The sequence below is a fragment of the Algoriphagus hitonicola genome, assembly GCF_900113375.1.
Taxonomy (GTDB): Bacteria; Bacteroidota; Bacteroidia; order Cytophagales; family Cyclobacteriaceae; genus Algoriphagus; species Algoriphagus hitonicola.
Window position 1 is genome coordinate 1 of record NZ_FOPC01000001.1, and the last position, 16,103, is coordinate 16,103.

Here is a 16,103-nt window from a genome sequence, read left to right on the forward strand (position 1 = left end):
ATAGATAAATGAGCTTTCATTAAAAAAACCTTCCGAGGGTTAAAATCCTTCGGAAGGTAAAGATGATATTCTTCTGATTACAACGGTTAAACTTCCTACTCTTCTTCTCCGTTTTCCCCGTGCACATGTCCATGTGCGATTTCATCAGGTGTGGCTTCCCTAACTTCGATGACGGTCCCTTCAAAATGCAAATCAAAACCTACCAAAGGATGGTTGAAATCCAACAAGACACTTTCTCCCAAATCCTTCAATACTTTGGCCTGCATCGGATAGCCATTTTCATCCATCAAAGGCAAAAATTCCCCTTCCTTAACCATGTCTTCGGAGAATCCTCGTTCCTGCGAAAATTGACTTTTGGGTAGATTGACCAATAGCTCATCATCCGGTTCGCCATAGGCTTCCTGAACGGATAAGCTAAAAGAAAAACCATCTCCTTCCTTCTTTCCATTAAGCAATTCCTCAAATCGCTCAGGAAGTCCACTCTGACCAAAAAGAAAATAAAAAGGATCTTCCTCGTCCCTAACCTCCACACTGAAGGGGACTGATTCGATATCGTCTTCAATTTTGCTGACTTTGAGTTCGTAGGTCAAGCCCACTACTGCGTTTTCTTGAATTTTCATGTTCATTTAATTGATAATTCCATTTCGTAACCGGATGCTTATCCGCTCCTTTAATACCTCCCATTTACTTCTTGGAGTTGATTTTTGAAGGGGTTTACTGGCACGAAACACAAAATATTGATAGTCTTTTTCTTGGTAGAAAAGGGCATAGGTCTCCATTTTTTCCAAATAAAAACCAGCCTCAGAAATGCTTTTGATCAGATCTCCGGAATCCAGAGGTTGATCGATGACTTGCAGCTTTTCGGGTTCATTTTCGATCATCCATTGCAAATATCTCGGGGAAGGAATGTGAACGAAAATCACCGAATCCTGATGAGAATGTGCTTGGATATTCTGAAAAAGTCTGCGATGCTGATCGACCGGAATATGTTCCAATACGTCCGGAAATACAAAAAAATCATAGTGCTGACCTGGCTTGCTAAAATCAGACATATCCGAGACTTCAAATTGAAGATTGGATTGATCCGCCCAGATTTTCTGCGCCTTCCCGATGCTTTCGGGACTGATGTCCACAGCAAGGACGTCCCCGTTTTTTACTTGATTGGCGAGGAGATGGGATACCGTGCCTATTCCGCAGCCCACCTCAAGGACCCGGTGATGAGGTTTTAGTCCAGCCTTCATCACCTTATCCAAAATGCTCAAATGGCGGGAATTAATACCGGTTTTTTCCTGCTTTTCAGAAAACTGATCATAAAAGCTGACGACTTTATCCTTTTCTTCCATACTGATTTTTGTAAGTGAAAAAGGCACCCGCTATCAAACCTAAGGCGATTAAATATTGGAAAATGACCATCGGAACCTTCGTCGCGGTATAGCTGCCGGGCGAAAATTGAAATAAAATCTCATGGCTACCCGTAGGCACCTCTAGTCCGCGCAAAAGGTAATTGACTCGTAAAATATCCACTTCTTCTCCATCGATAGTAGCTTTCCATCCCTCGGGGTAGAAAATCTCTGAAAAAACCACCAATCCACCCGTATCCATATCGGCTTGGTAGCGGAGTTCATTGGGTCCGTTTGCCTGAAGACTGACCGTGCCACTTCCTTCATTGACTTGTCCTTGACTTTCTGCGAAAGTTGCTTGGGTTTTGGTATCGATTTCTCCGATTTGTTGGATTTCTTCTTCGTTGGAACTGACCGAAATGATCTCTGAGGGAACCCAAGCCGGTCCATTCGCCTCCGGGTTTTCAAAAACCGAATTGGCATCCTGACCAGCAATTAGATATTTCGTGTTGAGCATGTTGATGACTCCAATCCCGTTCCAATCAAAATCACCTTCCTGTGCTTTGGCTATAAATCCCTCCATTTCGGGCTGAAGCTGGTAATCAATCAAATCCTGATAACGTCGCAATTTGGCACCATGATAGCCTCCCAAACTGTAAAAACGATAGCTCGTTCGTGCGCCTTGAGTGAGAGATTCTCCTAAATTTAAGACTCTAAAATATCCCTCATCGGCTCCGATTTTTTGCTCGGCTGGAGTTTCGGCAAAAAACTGTCTCGCCGGATTTCCCTGAAATGATTCAGCATTGAGGTATTTTCGGTTTTCGACCCAAAGATCACCGATCACCAAGGCAGTGAGTGACAATCCTAAAACGGTATGAGAGAGTTTTTCTTTTAAAGTAAAATAAATCAGAGCAAAAGCTGCGATAACCAAAATCAGACTTTTCCAGGCTGAAGCAGATAATAATTCTTTTCGATCTTTTTGAATCGCAGAAGCCAACCAATCGGGCAAATTAGCATCTACAGCTGCATCAAATCGGAAAAATGCTCCACCAGCCACGGCCAATATCAAAAGCAAACCGCCAACGGTAGCTCCTGAAATCAAAAGTGGTTTGAGTTCTTTTCGCTCCAGCAATCGCTCCAGCGAAATCATCCCAAGTACGGGAATCGCAAAAAGCGTCATGCCCAGAGCCATCGAAACTGCACGGAATTTATTGTAGCCTGGGAGAATGTCAAATAGCAGGTAATTGAACCAGGAAAGGTTTTTTCCCCAGCTCAGCATCAAGGAGAAAATGATGATGGTACCGAAGGCGATCAAGCTTTCCTTGGGTGCTGCCCAAATTCCGAGAATGGCTAAAAAAACAAGGATAACCCCACCATAAATCGGGCCTCCCGTAAACGGCTGATCTCCCCAGTAAGTTGGCGCTCCTTGAAGGAAACCCCGGGCCTGTGCATTGTCCACACCATTGCTGCGCAATGCTTGACCGGAATTAGAATCGGATTCCAGCGAAGTTTGGCTCCCTCCTCCGTAGAAATTTGGGATGAGTAGGGTCAAGGTTTCGAGCTTGCCATTGGACCAGCTGAAGGCGTAATCCTTATCCAATCCTCCGGATTCCGTTTCCAAAGTCGCCTCACCTCTTGTGGAGTAAGGACTGTATTCCAAGGCAGTGGCCAATCTTCCCATATTTCCACCGACAGCCAAAATCGCCCCTAGGATCAGAAAAAGAAATGTTTTTGCCAATTGAGCCAGACTGTCTTTTTTCCAGTCAAAAACCAACCGTACTACTACATAGATTACCGAAGTGAGTAGGGTGTAGTAGGTGATTTGGAGATGGTTGAATTTGAGCTGAAGCAAAAGCCCTAAAGCTAATAATGCGGCTCCGAGTAGGTGTTTTTTCTCAAAAGCCAGATGAATTCCTGCAATGATCAGCGGGATAAGACAAACCGCCCAGATTTTGGCATTGTGACCTGCTTCCAACGAAAGCAAATTATAGGTATTAAAAGTGAAGGCAATGGATCCTACAATTGCCAAAAGCGGTCGAACCCGAAAACTCAACAATAAAACATACATCCCGAGCATTCCAAAAAAGAGGCCATTGATCGGGTGGGGAAGACCTAATGTGAGTACCGAAACCAAGGCATTGGTTATGTCTCCTGGAAACTCCAGGCTGATAAAATAAGCGGGCATTCCCCCAAACATGGAATTGGTCCAAAGGGCTTGTTCTCCCGTATTCTCCCGATAGTCAAGCACTTCCTTTGCTGAGCCTTCCCACTGGAGAATATCGTTTTGAAAGATGACCTTCCCCTCAAAAACGAGGGGAGAAAAGTAAAACACTACCAAAAGGTAAAAAACCGCAATCCCGATAAAATGGGGCAAAACTTCTTTTTGAAAATTCAACTGCATGGATGGTGATTTTCGTCGATAATTCAGAATCTCCGCAAATTAGGAATTAAAAGGCAAACCCTCGCCCACATTGCCTCAGATTACGAAGTATTCCCCTTTCCTACGCCCGTGAAATTCATTACTTTTGCAGGAAATAGCGGAAAAACCACATGTTTGATAATTTAAGTTTGAAACTGGACCGGGCCTTCAAAACTCTGAAAGGAACGGGAAAAATTACCGAAATCAACGTTGCCACCACGGTCAAGGAAATCCGAAGAGCCTTGATTGACGCTGACGTTAACTATAAAGTAGCCAAAGAAGTCACCGATAAAATCAAAACTGAGGCCCTAGGCCGGGATGTATTGATTTCTGTTTCACCAGGGCAGCTTTTGGTTAAAATCACCCAAGAGGAACTGACCAAACTCATGGGTGGATCCAAGGTGGATATCAAACTCAGCGGTGATCCTGCCGTTATTTTAATTTCTGGTTTGCAGGGTTCGGGTAAAACGACTTTTACCGGGAAACTCGGTGCGTTTCTGAAAAAACAAGGTCGACAAGTCCTGTTGGTAGCCTGCGATATTTACCGACCTGCGGCCATTGATCAGTTGAAAGTATTGGGAGAGCAAATTGGCGTGGAAGTCTATGCTGAGCCAGAAAATAAAAATGCCATTGAAATTGCCAATAATGCCATTGCCTATGCCAAGAAAACAGGCAAGAAAACGGTAGTGGTCGATACGGCGGGTCGATTGGCAGTGGATGAACAGATGATGAATGAGATCGAGGCGCTGAAAAAAGCCTTGAATCCATCTGAGACACTTTTTGTCGTGGACTCTATGACCGGTCAGGATGCGGTGAACACGGCGAAGACCTTTGACGAGCGCTTGGATTTTGATGGAGTGGTTTTGACCAAACTTGATGGTGATACCCGAGGGGGTGCAGCGATTTCCATTCGCCATGTAGTCGAAAAGCCGATCAAATTCATCTCTACCGGTGAGAAGATGGAAAATCTTGACGTGTTCCACCCCGATCGAATGGCCCAGCGAATCCTCGGCATGGGAGATGTGATCTCCTTAGTTGAGCGTGCGCAGCAGTCCTTTGATGAGGATGAAGCCAAGCGGATCAATTCCAAGATCCGAAAGAATAATTTCGACTTTGAAGATTTCCTTTCACAGCTGGAGCAGGTCAAAAAGATGGGGAATATCAAAGACTTGATGGGGATGATTCCCGGAATGGGCAAAGCCATGAAAGGCATGGATATCGATGATGATTCCTTCAAGCCGATCGAGGCGATTATCCGAAGTATGACTCCACTGGAGCGGCAAAATCCTGATGTCATCGACGGAAGCCGAAGAAAGCGCATCGCCGCAGGCTCGGGTCGCAATATCACTGAAGTGAACAATCTGATGAAGCAGTTTTCGGATATGCGCAAGCTCATGAAGCAGATGAACAAAATGGGTGGAGCCAAAGCAGCCATGAGTAGAATCATGCCCGGAATGGGAAGAAAATAAAGGCTGAAGTAAAAAGTCAAAAATAGGAAAACCCCGGTCTGAGAGGATCGGGGTTTTTTTATAGATTTTTTCATAAATAAAAAAAGGGTGTAAGTAATTCGACTAACTATTTTATGATTTTTTTCTTGGATTTTTCGATTGAAAACTATTTTTTGCGATTGTTAAACTTTTAATAAATATGTTTTATAAACCAAACCAAACCAAACCAAACCAAAATTTAATTGGAAGGGTGTATGGGCAGTGATGCTGGGTGTATTGCTGCTATCTTCCTGCCTGGAAGATGAAAATGAGCAAGCTTTTCAAAAAATCAATCCTGAGATTGAAGCAGCCAAAAGCTGGTATGAAAGCTTTGATAAGGAGTATCAATCCGTTGGAAACGCTAGACAATCGTCTAGAGCTAAAGGCAAGCCTGATTGGAGTCAATCCAAGATTTACCGACAAGCTGATGGAAAGAAAGTCATCGAAGTAAGGTTTGATTTTGAGCAAATTGACATTCCCAGTCATTTGAAAACGGAAGCATTGTCTAGAAATTCGGTGCTTCAAACCTTGCTGCTGTACCCAAAAGAAAATGGAACTTATATTCCTTATTTTTTGGTCATTTATCCTGATGACCCAAATTTCCAATTTGAGCAGGAGGATTTTCATCGGGGTGCTTATCAATCTATTCCCGAAGATTTTTCCGGCGTTTATCGATTCTACCGATGGAACGGTAATTTTATTGGGGGATGGCGTATAAAGAATGGAGTCAAAACTCACCGATTAAAAGAACTCAAATCAAAAACCACCAGTAAATCCTCGAGAATTTCATCAGGTACACTTTATTGTTATGTAATAGAGATGACATGGTACACCTACACTTGTTTTGAAGGGATTGGCTGTACTACTCCCGAGGAAGATGGTCGAGATATCACCGGAGTTGAGTGCGAATATGTTTTAGCTCCTCCTTCACCCATAGATCCTGATACAGGTGGTGGGGGAGGAGGTACTCCGCCAAGCGGTAATGAATGTGAGCAACCTGAAGGGAATATTTTGGATGTACCTGTAGAGTGTGAGGAGGAGGATGAAGAAGAAGAGGAATTGTTTAAAATAGAGAATAATGTTAGGAATATCTGCATTCGAGGCCCTGTGCAGGAGGCAATTTCTCAAGATTTTAAGACTCAAATTTCAGATATTATCCAATCTTGTTTTGCTCAATCAGAGAATGTGAACATAACAATTATTGATGTTGATCATCTACCTAACGATATAGATGGAACACATAGTGGTTTTGGGGTAAATGGAAATTGGGATCTGACTATTAAGTTAAATAGGAATATTCTTCAAAATTCCTCTAAAGAGTACATTATGGCAACAGTTTTTCATGAATTTCTTCATGCCTATTTTACTTTAGTCCTTGATGAAGATTTAGGTGGAGATTCTAATGAGCATAGACTTATGGCAAGTCAATATTTGGATACATTATCCCAAACTTTAATGAATATTTTTGGAATGGGTTTAAATGAAGCAAAAGCCTTGTCTTGGGGAGGACTAGAAGAAACTCTAAATTTTGATTTGGTTCCAAACTTCATTAAATATGGAGAGGATGGAACAGGTAATACAGAGGGGATTTATTTTGAAAATAGAATGCATAGATCTGGTCAAAAGGGAACAAAATGCGCGCCTTTATTTTAGCAGTAATTCAACTCATAGTGATTCTTGATGCTTACTCTCAAGAGATTACAAAAAGTGTCTATATCCAAGATTTCAATAACGTTTTAATCAGAGAGGTCGTTTTAAAAATTCATCCATCTGATTCGAATAAAAGGTACTTAGGATACACTTTACTAGTTTTTATATCCCAAGATGAAAAAGTGAAAGTATCCAAACTTGAAAGCTCTTTTGGTATAGATATTCAACCAATTGATGAGAAAATGCAAGAGAATTTCACCAAGAATTTAGCAAATATTGACTTAACTATGTTCAAGGGCTGTTTATTGGTATATCCCATTTTGGTAAAAATGCACAGATCGCTTAAATTGGAGGATAATCTGGAGGAGGGGATTAAAAGTATGGTACCACTTGTAAAGTTTGAGGGGATCGATTGTGCTCAATTCCAGGAGCCATTAATCGTGTCTGGGAGGAGAGGAAGCTAATATTGCGACGAAAATTTATCCTTTATGTCAAAATTAAAATTACTAGCGATTTTTGTTTTATTCATCACTAGCTCCTGCCTTAGGACCACTGATGAGAAGTGTACTTCAATCCTTACTTCTGAAACCCAATTTCAGGATTCTATTCCCAGTGGGCTAAAGATGGATGATGGGATTTATGCAGTTTCAATAAAACTGAAGGGAAAGCTTGAAAATGAAATTCAATTCAATGAATTCTCCATTCCTGCTGGAAGTGTGGATACCCTGATCACGAATCGAGATCAGTATAGTCCTACCTTCCATTATACCATTTTAAATGAGGAGGGAGGGAATGTTGATCTGGATATTTGTGTTGGGTTTTCCTATTCACCCTTGTGATTTGAAAATTTGCCGAATTAATAGAAATCAATCAAAACCCGGTCTTAAAGGATCGGGTTTTTTTGGTGCGCGATTTTCTAAATTTGTTCTTTGCGAAAAACAAAGTTAAAAATTGTTTTTTATAGAAAACAAAATGTATTTTTGTTCTGTATAAAAAACAATATGGATAGACTTATCACATATTCCAATCGGAAATTAAATGACTTGAGTTTTCCTCTCGTTCGTTATCTGTTTCAGAAAATAGATTGGGATCAACGATTGATCCTGATATTGGGACATCGCGGCGCAGGAAAGACTACACTTATGCTCCAGAAAATGCGATCGGAGAAAAGGGAGGAGTCCATTTATCTCAGTTTGGATGATTTTTACTTTGAAGGAAATCGGCTGGTAGAATTGGTTGAAGAACTGTATCAAAAGGGTTATCGAAGATTTTTTTTGGATGAGGTTCATCGATATGCGTATTGGTCCGCTGATTTGAAGACCTTATTTGATCAATATTCGGATGCTTATTTTGTTGTTTCGGGCTCCTCTATTTTAGGGATTTCTAAAGGCAATGCTGACCTATCACGACGAGCAGCCCAATATCAATTGGCTGGAATGTCTCTTAGGGAGTTTATCCATTTGGAAAATGGACTGGTATTTTCAGCAGTTGAATTGGATGAGTTGCTTCAAAATCCCCAAGAAATTACCACATTAATCTCTGATCAGATTGATATTTTCTCTGTTTTTCAGGAATATCTCCTTTATGGTTATTATCCATTTTATAGGCAAAGTAAGGAGTTATATGCAAGTAGGCTGATTGAGACTATTCATGTCGTTTTAGAAATGGATATTGCCCCATTTGAAGATTTGACACATAAGACGATCCAAACCATGAAAAAACTCCTCTACATCATTAGTGAATCGGTACCTTTTATTCCGAATGTCAGCAAATTGGCAGAGAAGTTAGAGGTCTCTCGAAATACCATTTTAAAAGTACTAGACTTGCTTCATCAGGCACAAATACTGAATTTGTTGAGATCGGCTACTCATGGAGTTTCTTTTTTGCAAAAGCCTGAAAAAATATACCTGCAAAATCCAAATTTGGCCTATGCATTAAGTCCAACTGAAGTAAATCAAGGAAATATTCGAGAGACTTTCTTTTTCAATCAACTTCAGGTTTTGCATCAGGTGAGTTTTCCAAAATTTGGAGACTTTAGAGTGGATCAACAGTATTACTTCGAGGTTGGCGGGGCAAATAAATCAGCACACCAAATTCAGGGAGTTCCCAATTCCTATTTAGCCTTGGATGGGATTAAAACAGGCAATGCAAATCGAATTCCCCTTTGGGCTTTTGGATTTTTGTATTGAGAAGGAAGAAAATTTAAGCTTAAGGTGCTAAAAGAATGGCTTGGTTTTTTTTCATTAAAAATTTGGTTCTTTCTTTCTTTCTTTCGAAAACACTTTGAAAGAGTTAATTATGAAAAAACTAATTGTAACACTTCTTCTTTTTATTGGGATTTGGTCCCAAAACACTTCTTATGCAGATGTGACGAGGTATTTCTGTACAGAAACCTGGTCCAATGGACATACAACTTTTACCCGAGAAAATCATTGTTATGGTACTCAATCGAGTTGTGAGTCAAGTTGTCAAATTGCTGAAGATTGCGAAAAGGAATGTGAAGAAGATACAGAGGAACAAGATCCTGGTTTGGGATAAAAATGAAGGCATTATTTTAAAAGTATGCGAATTTTAAATTTAATAGGGTTTTTGGTCCTGCTTATATTGGGGTGTAAAAGCTATGAAAGTTATACCATTCCTGAGCAAATTAGGGTTCAGCCTCAAGCTAAAATCTTGCTTTTGGATCAGATTTTTCGGAAAGTGAAAACCTTGTCATTAGTAGGAAAAACAGGACTTTATTCGATTTATCGAATGATGCCATTTCAAGAGGGCTTCATTTACACGGATACCAAAAAAGAAAAGGTTTTCTTTGTCGATTATCAAGGAAATGTAAAGTCATTCATTGATAAAAAAGGAGAGGGACCTGGGGAATATCGTTCCATTTGGGATTTGAAAATTGACTCAAAGACAGAAAAAATTGCTCTGCTGGATCGAGGCCTGGGAAAAGTGTTGATTTTTGATTCAAAAAGGAATTTGGTTAAGGAAGTTCCGATTAAAAGGAGCTTGGCAAGTTCTATCCTCTCCGTTGAGTTTATGGATTCCGATAATTTGGTGTTTTTTACCAGTGGATCTTCAGGAGCAAAATTTCTGGTTCTTAATCTCCTCACCGAATCATTAGATTTAAAAGTTCCACTTGAAAATGAATTGGATGGCTTGGCTTTTGGAAATGACCGGTCGATGACTTTTCTCAATGATAAGATTTCAGTAATCTATCCCTTGAGCAGAAAAATCGAACGGTACACCACTGATTTTTTGAGGGAAGAAGATGTTTTTTTGGATTTTGATCGGTATCAAATCGAGGAAGATGAAATAAGAGAAATAGGAAATGACCAAGACCGAATGTTTGAATTGATCCAAAATGATGAGGATAAAAAAGCACATTCCTTTTCTTTGGTAGAGTCTCCCAACTTCTATTTCACGTCCTATTTTGTCGGGTCATTTCAAAATGGAGAATTTCTGCATACCATCATTGATAAAAAAGGGGGAGAAAATACTACCTACAAGTCAGTTTCCATCGGGGGGACAGCAGTAGACGTAGTACTTGTAGGAAGGAATCAAGGGGATGAAATGATCTATTCTATAAACCCTGAACAAATTGAAGTGATGAGTTCGAGTGATATTTCAAATTTATCCCGGGAGTTGGGAATAAATGTAGCGGCTGAAAATCCAATTTTATTGTTTTGTACTCCTGAATAAATAAAGCTTTAATTGCTTTTGGAAAATCGGTCTGTTTTTCTTTTTCCCTCCTCTTATAAGATCTAATACACCTTCTTATCCTCTTTCTTCTTCCATATCTCGAAGACTTTTTGGGATTCCTCCCGCATTCCATTGAGCATGGGGATTTTGCGGTCGACTGGATTGACTTTGATCTCCTCATAGATAAAGTCATCATCAAATCCCGCATCTGCTGCGTCTTCTTTGGTGCAGGCATAAAAGACTTTGCTGGGTCGCGCCCAGAAAATAGCTCCTAAGCACATGGGGCAAGGTTCACAGGAAGTATAGACTTCACAGCCTTCGAGCTGGAAATGCCCTAGATTTTTGCAGGCATCTCGGATAGCGACCACTTCCGCATGTGCGGTTGGGTCATTGTTTTTCAAGACACTATTGGATCCTTTTCCGATGATTTTTCCGTCTTTGACTATGATGCAGCCGAAAGGTCCGCCTAGTCCGGATTCCATGCCTTTTTGGGCTAGCTCTATGGCCATTTTCATAAACTCTTTCTGAGAATCGGTCATTCTATAAAGATAAAAGTTAAATGTAGAAATGGAGAGATGAATTTCGAATTCTTATTTGATCCTGTCAGGAGCATGAAAACATTGAACTAATACAATATTGTCTTCAAATTCGCTCAGCTTTCTAAAATTTCTCCTATAAAACAGTTTTTGTTCTCAGTATATGTAAGTGCTAGCTATGCTTTTATAGCAAAACATTACTTTTCTTATTTCTAATCTCTTGTTTCTATGATCTGACTTAATTCATCCACCGGCTCATAAACTCCAAAAATGCTTCTTTGTGATTGTCGCTGACACTGACCTGATGATTGCCGATATGGATGATGTTTTTCGAAACCGAATCTATATGTTCTAACGCGACAATGTACGATCGATGAACCCGCATAAAGCGATCGGAGGGCAGGAGTTCTTCCATGCTTTTTAAGCTAGTCAGCGAAAGCAGAGGTGAGGCTTTGGATTGGAGGTGAACTTTCACATAATCCTTGTAAGCCTCGACATGGGTGATGTCGGAAAGCATGACCTTAACCAGCTGATATTCTACTTTTAAAAAAATGTATTCTGGAGAAAGTGTTTTTTCCTCGGTCGCTGGTGTTCCTTTTTTTTCCTTGAGCCGCTCAAAATAGTTGTATGCTTTGGTGGCGGCATTGAGGAATTCCTCGTAGCTGTAGGGTTTAAGGAGGTAGTCCAAGGCATCAACTTTGTAGCCCTCGATGGCAAACTGATGATAGGCCGTTGCGAAGATAATCCGGCTGTGATCGGAGTTTTTCTTTCCGTCCAACACGCGGGCAAGTTCCATTCCCGACAAATCAGGCATTTGGATATCCATCAAAATCAACTGCACCTCCTGCTGATTGATAAACCCCAAAGCATCGATCGCACTGCTGAATCGGCCCACTAGATCTAGAAAAGCAGTCTGCTCAATATACTTGCAGACTAGGTCCAGTGCCAAAGGCTCATCGTCAACCGCTATGCATTTGAGTTTCATGAAAGGCTGAGTGTAAGGTGGACATGATATTGGTTTTGACTTTCGTCATTACCAAATTTCAGTTTGTGTTTGTCGGGATAAAGTAAGCTCAATCTTCGCTGAGTATTGGCCAATCCGATTCCACTTTCCTTTGCCTCGGGGCTGTCGGGATTGATGGGGAAAATCGAGTTTTTTGTTTCGAAAAATACCGTGTCGCCCATAATTTCCAGTTTGATGAAAATTTCTGATTCTTTCTGAGAACTGATGCCATGTTTGAAGCAATTTTCCAAAAATGGCAAAATCAGCATCGGGGCTATGGATTGATTGTTTTTTGGCTCGTCGAGCTGAATGTTGAGTTTAACTTTTTCGGTCAGGCGCATTTTCATCAATTCGATATAATCCCGGATAAAATCTACTTCCTTGCTCAAAAGCGTGGTTTCTTTTTGATTTTCATACAGCACATAGCGCATCATCCGCGAAAGTTTCAAGAGGGCCTCCTGGGCTTTTTTGATGTCCAGATTGGTGAGTGAATAGATATTGTTTAGCGTATTGAAAAAGAAATGGGGATTGATCTGTGCTTTCAGGTAAGAAAGCTCGGTATTGATGCGTTGCTTTTCAAGCTCTTGACGATTGGCTTCGTCGTTTTGCCATTTTTGGACCAAAGCCAAAGAAGTGCTGAGTCCAATAGAAACCATATAAAGTAAAAGCTGAAAAACATCCCCGGGCAGCCAGCGCTTGTGCGGTACAAATGGCTTGTCAGGATTAAACAGCTCATGCATGGCCCTAGGATATTGGATCAGCTGCTCGAAGTAAACCACAGCAAAATAAAACAAAACCGCTCCAGCCAAAACCAAAAGAAGGTACAAGTAATTTTTTCCTTGAAGAAGGATTTTTGGAACGATCGATTGGGCATTGGTGTAAAAAATGGCCACTAAGACGAAAACAAGGAAAACCTGCTTCCACCAGAAGGCGATCGGCAATTCGATTTCTCCCATCCGCCAGGAAAGTGGAGATAGTAGCAGCAAAACAATGCAAAGCATGATCCATCCCAAGACGTGGATAAGAATCGATAGATTTTTTCTGGAGTTTATTGCGGGCATACACTTGATATTCAGGTGCAAACTAATACAAAGAATGTGCTTTATTCAATACTAATCTACCAACTCCCAGATTTAGACGGCGAATTGCTGATTTGAATAGACCAAAGCTTGTTTAGTTGATATTTTGTGTTTGGAAGTGATTTTTTGGGGATTTGTCGATGAATCTGCCTGATTCGTCTAGTATTAAAAATAAGCCGAAACAAAGCCTCTTTCTTTGGGGTATCCATTGGGTGAGTGCCCTCTTATTTGAAAACAAACCATGAAAAAACTACTCAGTCTATTTACATTAATTTTTGTGCTGACGGCCCAGATGGCCTTTTCGCAAGAACAAGAAGAAGATACGCCAGCTCGAATCATAGGCGTGGCAATCGATACCAGTACGGGAGAACCTGTCGGATATGCTACCGCAGCATTGTATAAAAAAGGAGAAACGGTCAGTCTTTCCGGAGCGGTTGCCGATGGTGATGGAAAGTTTTTTATCACCGGATTCGAACCCGGAGAATACAAACTTGAATTGACCTTTTTGGGCTATGAAACCCTGGTTGTAGACGAAATCAAAATCACTTCGACTAAAGGAGATACCGATCTCGGAAATCTCAAAATGTCTGACGAAGGTTTGGCACTCGAGGAAGTAACCGTCCAAGGTCAGCGCGAACTGATCGAGGAGCGGGTTGACCGAACCATTTACAAAGCTGAAAACGACCGGACCACCGCCGGTGGAGATGCGACCGATGTCCTTCGGAGAGTTCCGATGCTATCTGTTGATTTGGATGGAAACGTTTCCATGCGGGGAAGTAGCAATATCACCGTCTTGATTGACAACAGACCTTCGGCGATTGCGGCCAGTAGTATTACTGATGCTTTGCGTCAAATTCCGGCTGACGAGATTAAAGAAGTGGAAGTAATAACCTCCCCATCTGCCCGATTTGATGCGGAAGGTACCTCCGGGGTAATTAATATCGTCACCAAGAAAAACAATCTTCAAGGCTTGACTTTGAGTGTGAATAGTGGCGTAGGATTAAGAGGATCAAACCTTGGACTAAACGGAAGTGCCCGAAAAGGCAAATTCGGTTTTTCGCTGGGAGGATTTGGACGCTCAGGATATAATATTCTTGGAAGTTTTGACAATGAACAGCAGCTGATCGATCCCAATGGAAATCAATCGACGATTGCACAGTCAGCCGATACCGAGCGAAGAGACCTGTTTGGCCGATACAATTTTGGGGTCGATTACGAAATCGACAAGTTTAATTTCTTGACAGGTGCCGTAAATTTTGGAATCAGAAACTCCAGAAACTGGCAAAACAACTTCCTTACGGAGACTTTTGTAAATGACGAATTGGTGAGAAGTGCCCTTCGGGAAACCAACACCATCGATGAGTCAAACTCTGTGGATGTGAGCCTGAACTATACCAGAACCTATGAGAAGAAAGGGAAAGAAGTAAGTTTATTGACTCTTTACAGTAGAAACAATCGGGAAAATTCCTTTGTCAATTCCTTGTTCAATGATGATTTGGAAACCATTAATTCCAGATTGAGAAATGATAACCCCAGCAGAAATGAGGAATTTACAATTCAGTTGGATTTTGTGAACCCACTCGGGGAAGATGGAAACCAAATTCTAGAATACGGTGCAAAAAATATTTTGAGAAAAGCCTATTCTGATTTTGCCTATTTCGAAGCAGAAGGATCGGAAGGTCCTTACGAGGAATTGCTTGACCCAACCTTGAGCAATGAGTTTAGCTATGATCAAAATGTGACAGCTGGCTATTTGTCCTATACCTTTAAATTCTTGGAAAATTATACTTTGAAGCCAGGTGTCAGATACGAGTACACGACGATCAATGCGGATTTCAAAACCGAATTGGAAGCAGATATCCCAAGCTACGGGACATTGGTGCCCAGTATCAATGCAAGTAGAAAATTAAAGAACGGTAATTTGATCAAAGCGGCCTATAACCGTAGAATTCAGCGTCCATCGTTGAGGTTTTTGAATCCAAATATCGAAGCTTCTAACCCGCTTCAGATTAGCCAAGGTAACCCACTTTTGGATCCAGAATTGACCGATAATTATGAGTTGGGTTACTCGACGTTCATCAAAGGAACGATGATAAATTTCACTGGTTTTTACAGAAATACTACTGGGTCGATTCAGTCCATCCGTAATGTGATTGATGATGGAATCATCTCGACTACGTTTGAAAATATCGGTCAAGAGCAGGCTTTGGGTACCAATATTTTCGCCAATGTCAATATCAATAACAAGTTTTCGCTAAACGGTGGATTTGACTTGTACTATGCGATTCTGGACAATGGATTGACCGATCCTTTGTTTGCTGCGCAAAATGAAGGCTGGGTAGTCAGTGGACGGATGTTTGGTAACTATACCTTACCTAAAAACTGGCAGGTGCAGCTCTTTACTTTTGCCCGAGGCAGACAAGTTCAGCTTCAGGGAACGAGTGGAGGATTTGCAGCTTACGGATTGAGTATGAATAAGCAGTTTAAAGAAAAGCGAGGAAGTGTAGGTTTTGGAGTAGAGAATTTCTTGGCAAAGGAATTTATCATCCGAAACGAAACCATCACCCCGACTATCATTCAGAATAGCACCAGCGCGATCCGAAATATGAACTTCAAGATCAACTTTAGCTACCGAATCGGAAAACTCAGCATGGATGATCGTCCAAGAAGAAGACGCTCGGTAACCAACGACGACTTGAAAGAAGGCGGCGGTGGTGGCATGGAAAACATGCAGAATAATAATCGTTAAAAAATTGAAAAAAGTAAAGGCTCTGGGTTGCCAGAGCCTTTTTTCGGAACCATTATCTTAGGTTGATACTTTTTACAGTAAATAGATAGATTGGGTAACAAAAAACCCTGGCTAGTAAGTCAGGGCTTTTTTATGATATGGATC

At 41.1% G+C, this 16,103-nt stretch carries 14 protein-coding genes; 8 read left to right on the forward strand and 6 right to left on the reverse strand.

Annotated features, from left to right (window positions below):
• Nucleotides 1–95 precede the first annotated feature (95 nt).
• The 3 genes from BM043_RS00005 to BM043_RS00015 are packed head-to-tail and all read right to left on the reverse strand — an operon-like array spanning nt 96 to nt 3,741.
• Nucleotides 96–620: an FKBP-type peptidyl-prolyl cis-trans isomerase gene (locus BM043_RS00005; protein WP_092788704.1), complete on the reverse strand. Its 525-nt coding sequence runs from the start codon at nt 618–620 to the stop codon at nt 96–98.
• Between the two features lie 6 nt (nt 621–626).
• The gene (locus BM043_RS00010) at nt 627–1,343 is read right to left on the reverse strand and encodes a class I SAM-dependent methyltransferase (protein ID WP_092788200.1); all 717 of its coding nucleotides are present in this window, start codon (nt 1,341–1,343) and stop codon (nt 627–629) included.
• The gene (locus BM043_RS00015) at nt 1,327–3,741 is read right to left on the reverse strand and encodes a glycosyltransferase family protein (protein ID WP_092788201.1); all 2,415 of its coding nucleotides are present in this window, start codon (nt 3,739–3,741) and stop codon (nt 1,327–1,329) included. Before BM043_RS00015 ends, BM043_RS00010 begins: the two co-directional genes overlap by 17 nt.
• A 149-nt stretch (nt 3,742–3,890) precedes the next feature.
• Between BM043_RS00015 and ffh the strand changes: the two genes are divergently transcribed.
• From ffh to BM043_RS00045, 7 genes are all read left to right on the forward strand, one after another.
• A complete protein-coding gene (gene ffh, locus BM043_RS00020) occupies nt 3,891–5,228 on the forward strand; it encodes a signal recognition particle protein (RefSeq protein ID WP_092788202.1) in 1,338 nt (445 codons plus the stop codon).
• 243 nt (nt 5,229–5,471) lie between these two features.
• Nucleotides 5,472–6,899 (forward strand): hypothetical protein, encoded by a 1,428-nt coding sequence (locus BM043_RS00025; RefSeq protein ID WP_092788203.1) that lies wholly within the window; start codon nt 5,472–5,474, stop codon nt 6,897–6,899.
• On the forward strand, nt 6,881–7,360 hold the full coding sequence (locus BM043_RS00030) for a hypothetical protein (RefSeq protein WP_092788204.1): 480 nt from the start codon (nt 6,881–6,883) through the stop codon (nt 7,358–7,360). The genes BM043_RS00025 and BM043_RS00030 overlap by 19 nt, the downstream gene beginning before the upstream one ends.
• 24 nt (nt 7,361–7,384) lie before the next feature.
• Entirely contained in the window at nt 7,385–7,735 is a 351-nt protein-coding gene (locus tag BM043_RS00035; RefSeq protein ID WP_092788205.1) for a hypothetical protein, read from the forward strand.
• Between the two features lie 162 nt (nt 7,736–7,897).
• On the forward strand, nt 7,898–9,085 hold the full coding sequence (locus BM043_RS00040; RefSeq protein ID WP_092788206.1) for an ATP-binding protein: 1,188 nt from the start codon (nt 7,898–7,900) through the stop codon (nt 9,083–9,085).
• 109 nt (nt 9,086–9,194) lie between these two features.
• Nucleotides 9,195–9,434 (forward strand): hypothetical protein, encoded by a 240-nt coding sequence (locus tag BM043_RS19300; RefSeq protein ID WP_143071008.1) that lies wholly within the window; start codon nt 9,195–9,197, stop codon nt 9,432–9,434.
• A gap of 24 nt (nt 9,435–9,458) precedes the next feature.
• The gene (locus BM043_RS00045; RefSeq protein ID WP_092788207.1) at nt 9,459–10,592 is read left to right on the forward strand and encodes a 6-bladed beta-propeller; all 1,134 of its coding nucleotides are present in this window, start codon (nt 9,459–9,461) and stop codon (nt 10,590–10,592) included.
• 62 nt (nt 10,593–10,654) lie between these two features.
• Here BM043_RS00045 and BM043_RS00050 read toward each other — a convergent pair whose 3' ends face one another.
• The 3 genes from BM043_RS00050 to BM043_RS00060 all read right to left on the reverse strand — a co-directional run bounded on the left by BM043_RS00050 (nt 10,655) and on the right by BM043_RS00060 (nt 13,192).
• A complete protein-coding gene (locus tag BM043_RS00050) occupies nt 10,655–11,131 on the reverse strand; it encodes a nucleoside deaminase (RefSeq protein ID WP_092788208.1) in 477 nt (158 codons plus the stop codon).
• Nucleotides 11,132–11,366: 235 nt separating this feature from the next.
• A complete protein-coding gene (locus tag BM043_RS00055) occupies nt 11,367–12,113 on the reverse strand; it encodes a LytR/AlgR family response regulator transcription factor (RefSeq protein WP_092788209.1) in 747 nt (248 codons plus the stop codon).
• On the reverse strand, nt 12,110–13,192 hold the full coding sequence (locus BM043_RS00060) for a sensor histidine kinase (RefSeq protein ID WP_245752865.1): 1,083 nt from the start codon (nt 13,190–13,192) through the stop codon (nt 12,110–12,112). The genes BM043_RS00055 and BM043_RS00060 overlap by 4 nt, the downstream gene beginning before the upstream one ends.
• A gap of 259 nt (nt 13,193–13,451) precedes the next feature.
• Between BM043_RS00060 and BM043_RS00065 the strand changes: the two genes are divergently transcribed.
• Nucleotides 13,452–15,959: a TonB-dependent receptor domain-containing protein gene (locus BM043_RS00065; RefSeq protein WP_092788210.1), complete on the forward strand. Its 2,508-nt coding sequence runs from the start codon at nt 13,452–13,454 to the stop codon at nt 15,957–15,959.
• Nucleotides 15,960–16,103: the final 144 nt, after the last annotated feature.

What these genes read in the sequence shown, in the direction of transcription:
- BM043_RS00055 (WP_092788209.1), bottom strand. Translation starts at nt 12,113, where the DNA reads ATGAAACTCAAATGCATAGCGGTTGACGATGAGCCTTTGGCACTGGAC.
- BM043_RS00040 (WP_092788206.1), top strand. Translation starts at nt 7,898, where the DNA reads ATGGATAGACTTATCACATATTCCAATCGGAAATTAAATGACTTGAGT.
- BM043_RS00010 (WP_092788200.1), bottom strand. Translation starts at nt 1,343, where the DNA reads ATGGAAGAAAAGGATAAAGTCGTCAGCTTTTATGATCAGTTTTCTGAA.
- ffh (WP_092788202.1), top strand. Translation starts at nt 3,891, where the DNA reads ATGTTTGATAATTTAAGTTTGAAACTGGACCGGGCCTTCAAAACTCTG.
- BM043_RS00065 (WP_092788210.1), top strand. Translation starts at nt 13,452, where the DNA reads ATGAAAAAACTACTCAGTCTATTTACATTAATTTTTGTGCTGACGGCC.
- BM043_RS00045 (WP_092788207.1), top strand. Translation starts at nt 9,459, where the DNA reads ATGCGAATTTTAAATTTAATAGGGTTTTTGGTCCTGCTTATATTGGGG.
- BM043_RS00005 (WP_092788704.1), bottom strand. Translation starts at nt 620, where the DNA reads ATGAAAATTCAAGAAAACGCAGTAGTGGGCTTGACCTACGAACTCAAA.
- BM043_RS00030 (WP_092788204.1), top strand. Translation starts at nt 6,881, where the DNA reads ATGCGCGCCTTTATTTTAGCAGTAATTCAACTCATAGTGATTCTTGAT.
- BM043_RS00060 (WP_245752865.1), bottom strand. Translation starts at nt 13,192, where the DNA reads ATGCCCGCAATAAACTCCAGAAAAAATCTATCGATTCTTATCCACGTC.
- BM043_RS00015 (WP_092788201.1), bottom strand. Translation starts at nt 3,741, where the DNA reads ATGCAGTTGAATTTTCAAAAAGAAGTTTTGCCCCATTTTATCGGGATT.
- BM043_RS00035 (WP_092788205.1), top strand. Translation starts at nt 7,385, where the DNA reads ATGTCAAAATTAAAATTACTAGCGATTTTTGTTTTATTCATCACTAGC.
- BM043_RS00050 (WP_092788208.1), bottom strand. Translation starts at nt 11,131, where the DNA reads ATGACCGATTCTCAGAAAGAGTTTATGAAAATGGCCATAGAGCTAGCC.
- BM043_RS00025 (WP_092788203.1), top strand. Translation starts at nt 5,472, where the DNA reads ATGCTGGGTGTATTGCTGCTATCTTCCTGCCTGGAAGATGAAAATGAG.
- BM043_RS19300 (WP_143071008.1), top strand. Translation starts at nt 9,195, where the DNA reads ATGAAAAAACTAATTGTAACACTTCTTCTTTTTATTGGGATTTGGTCC.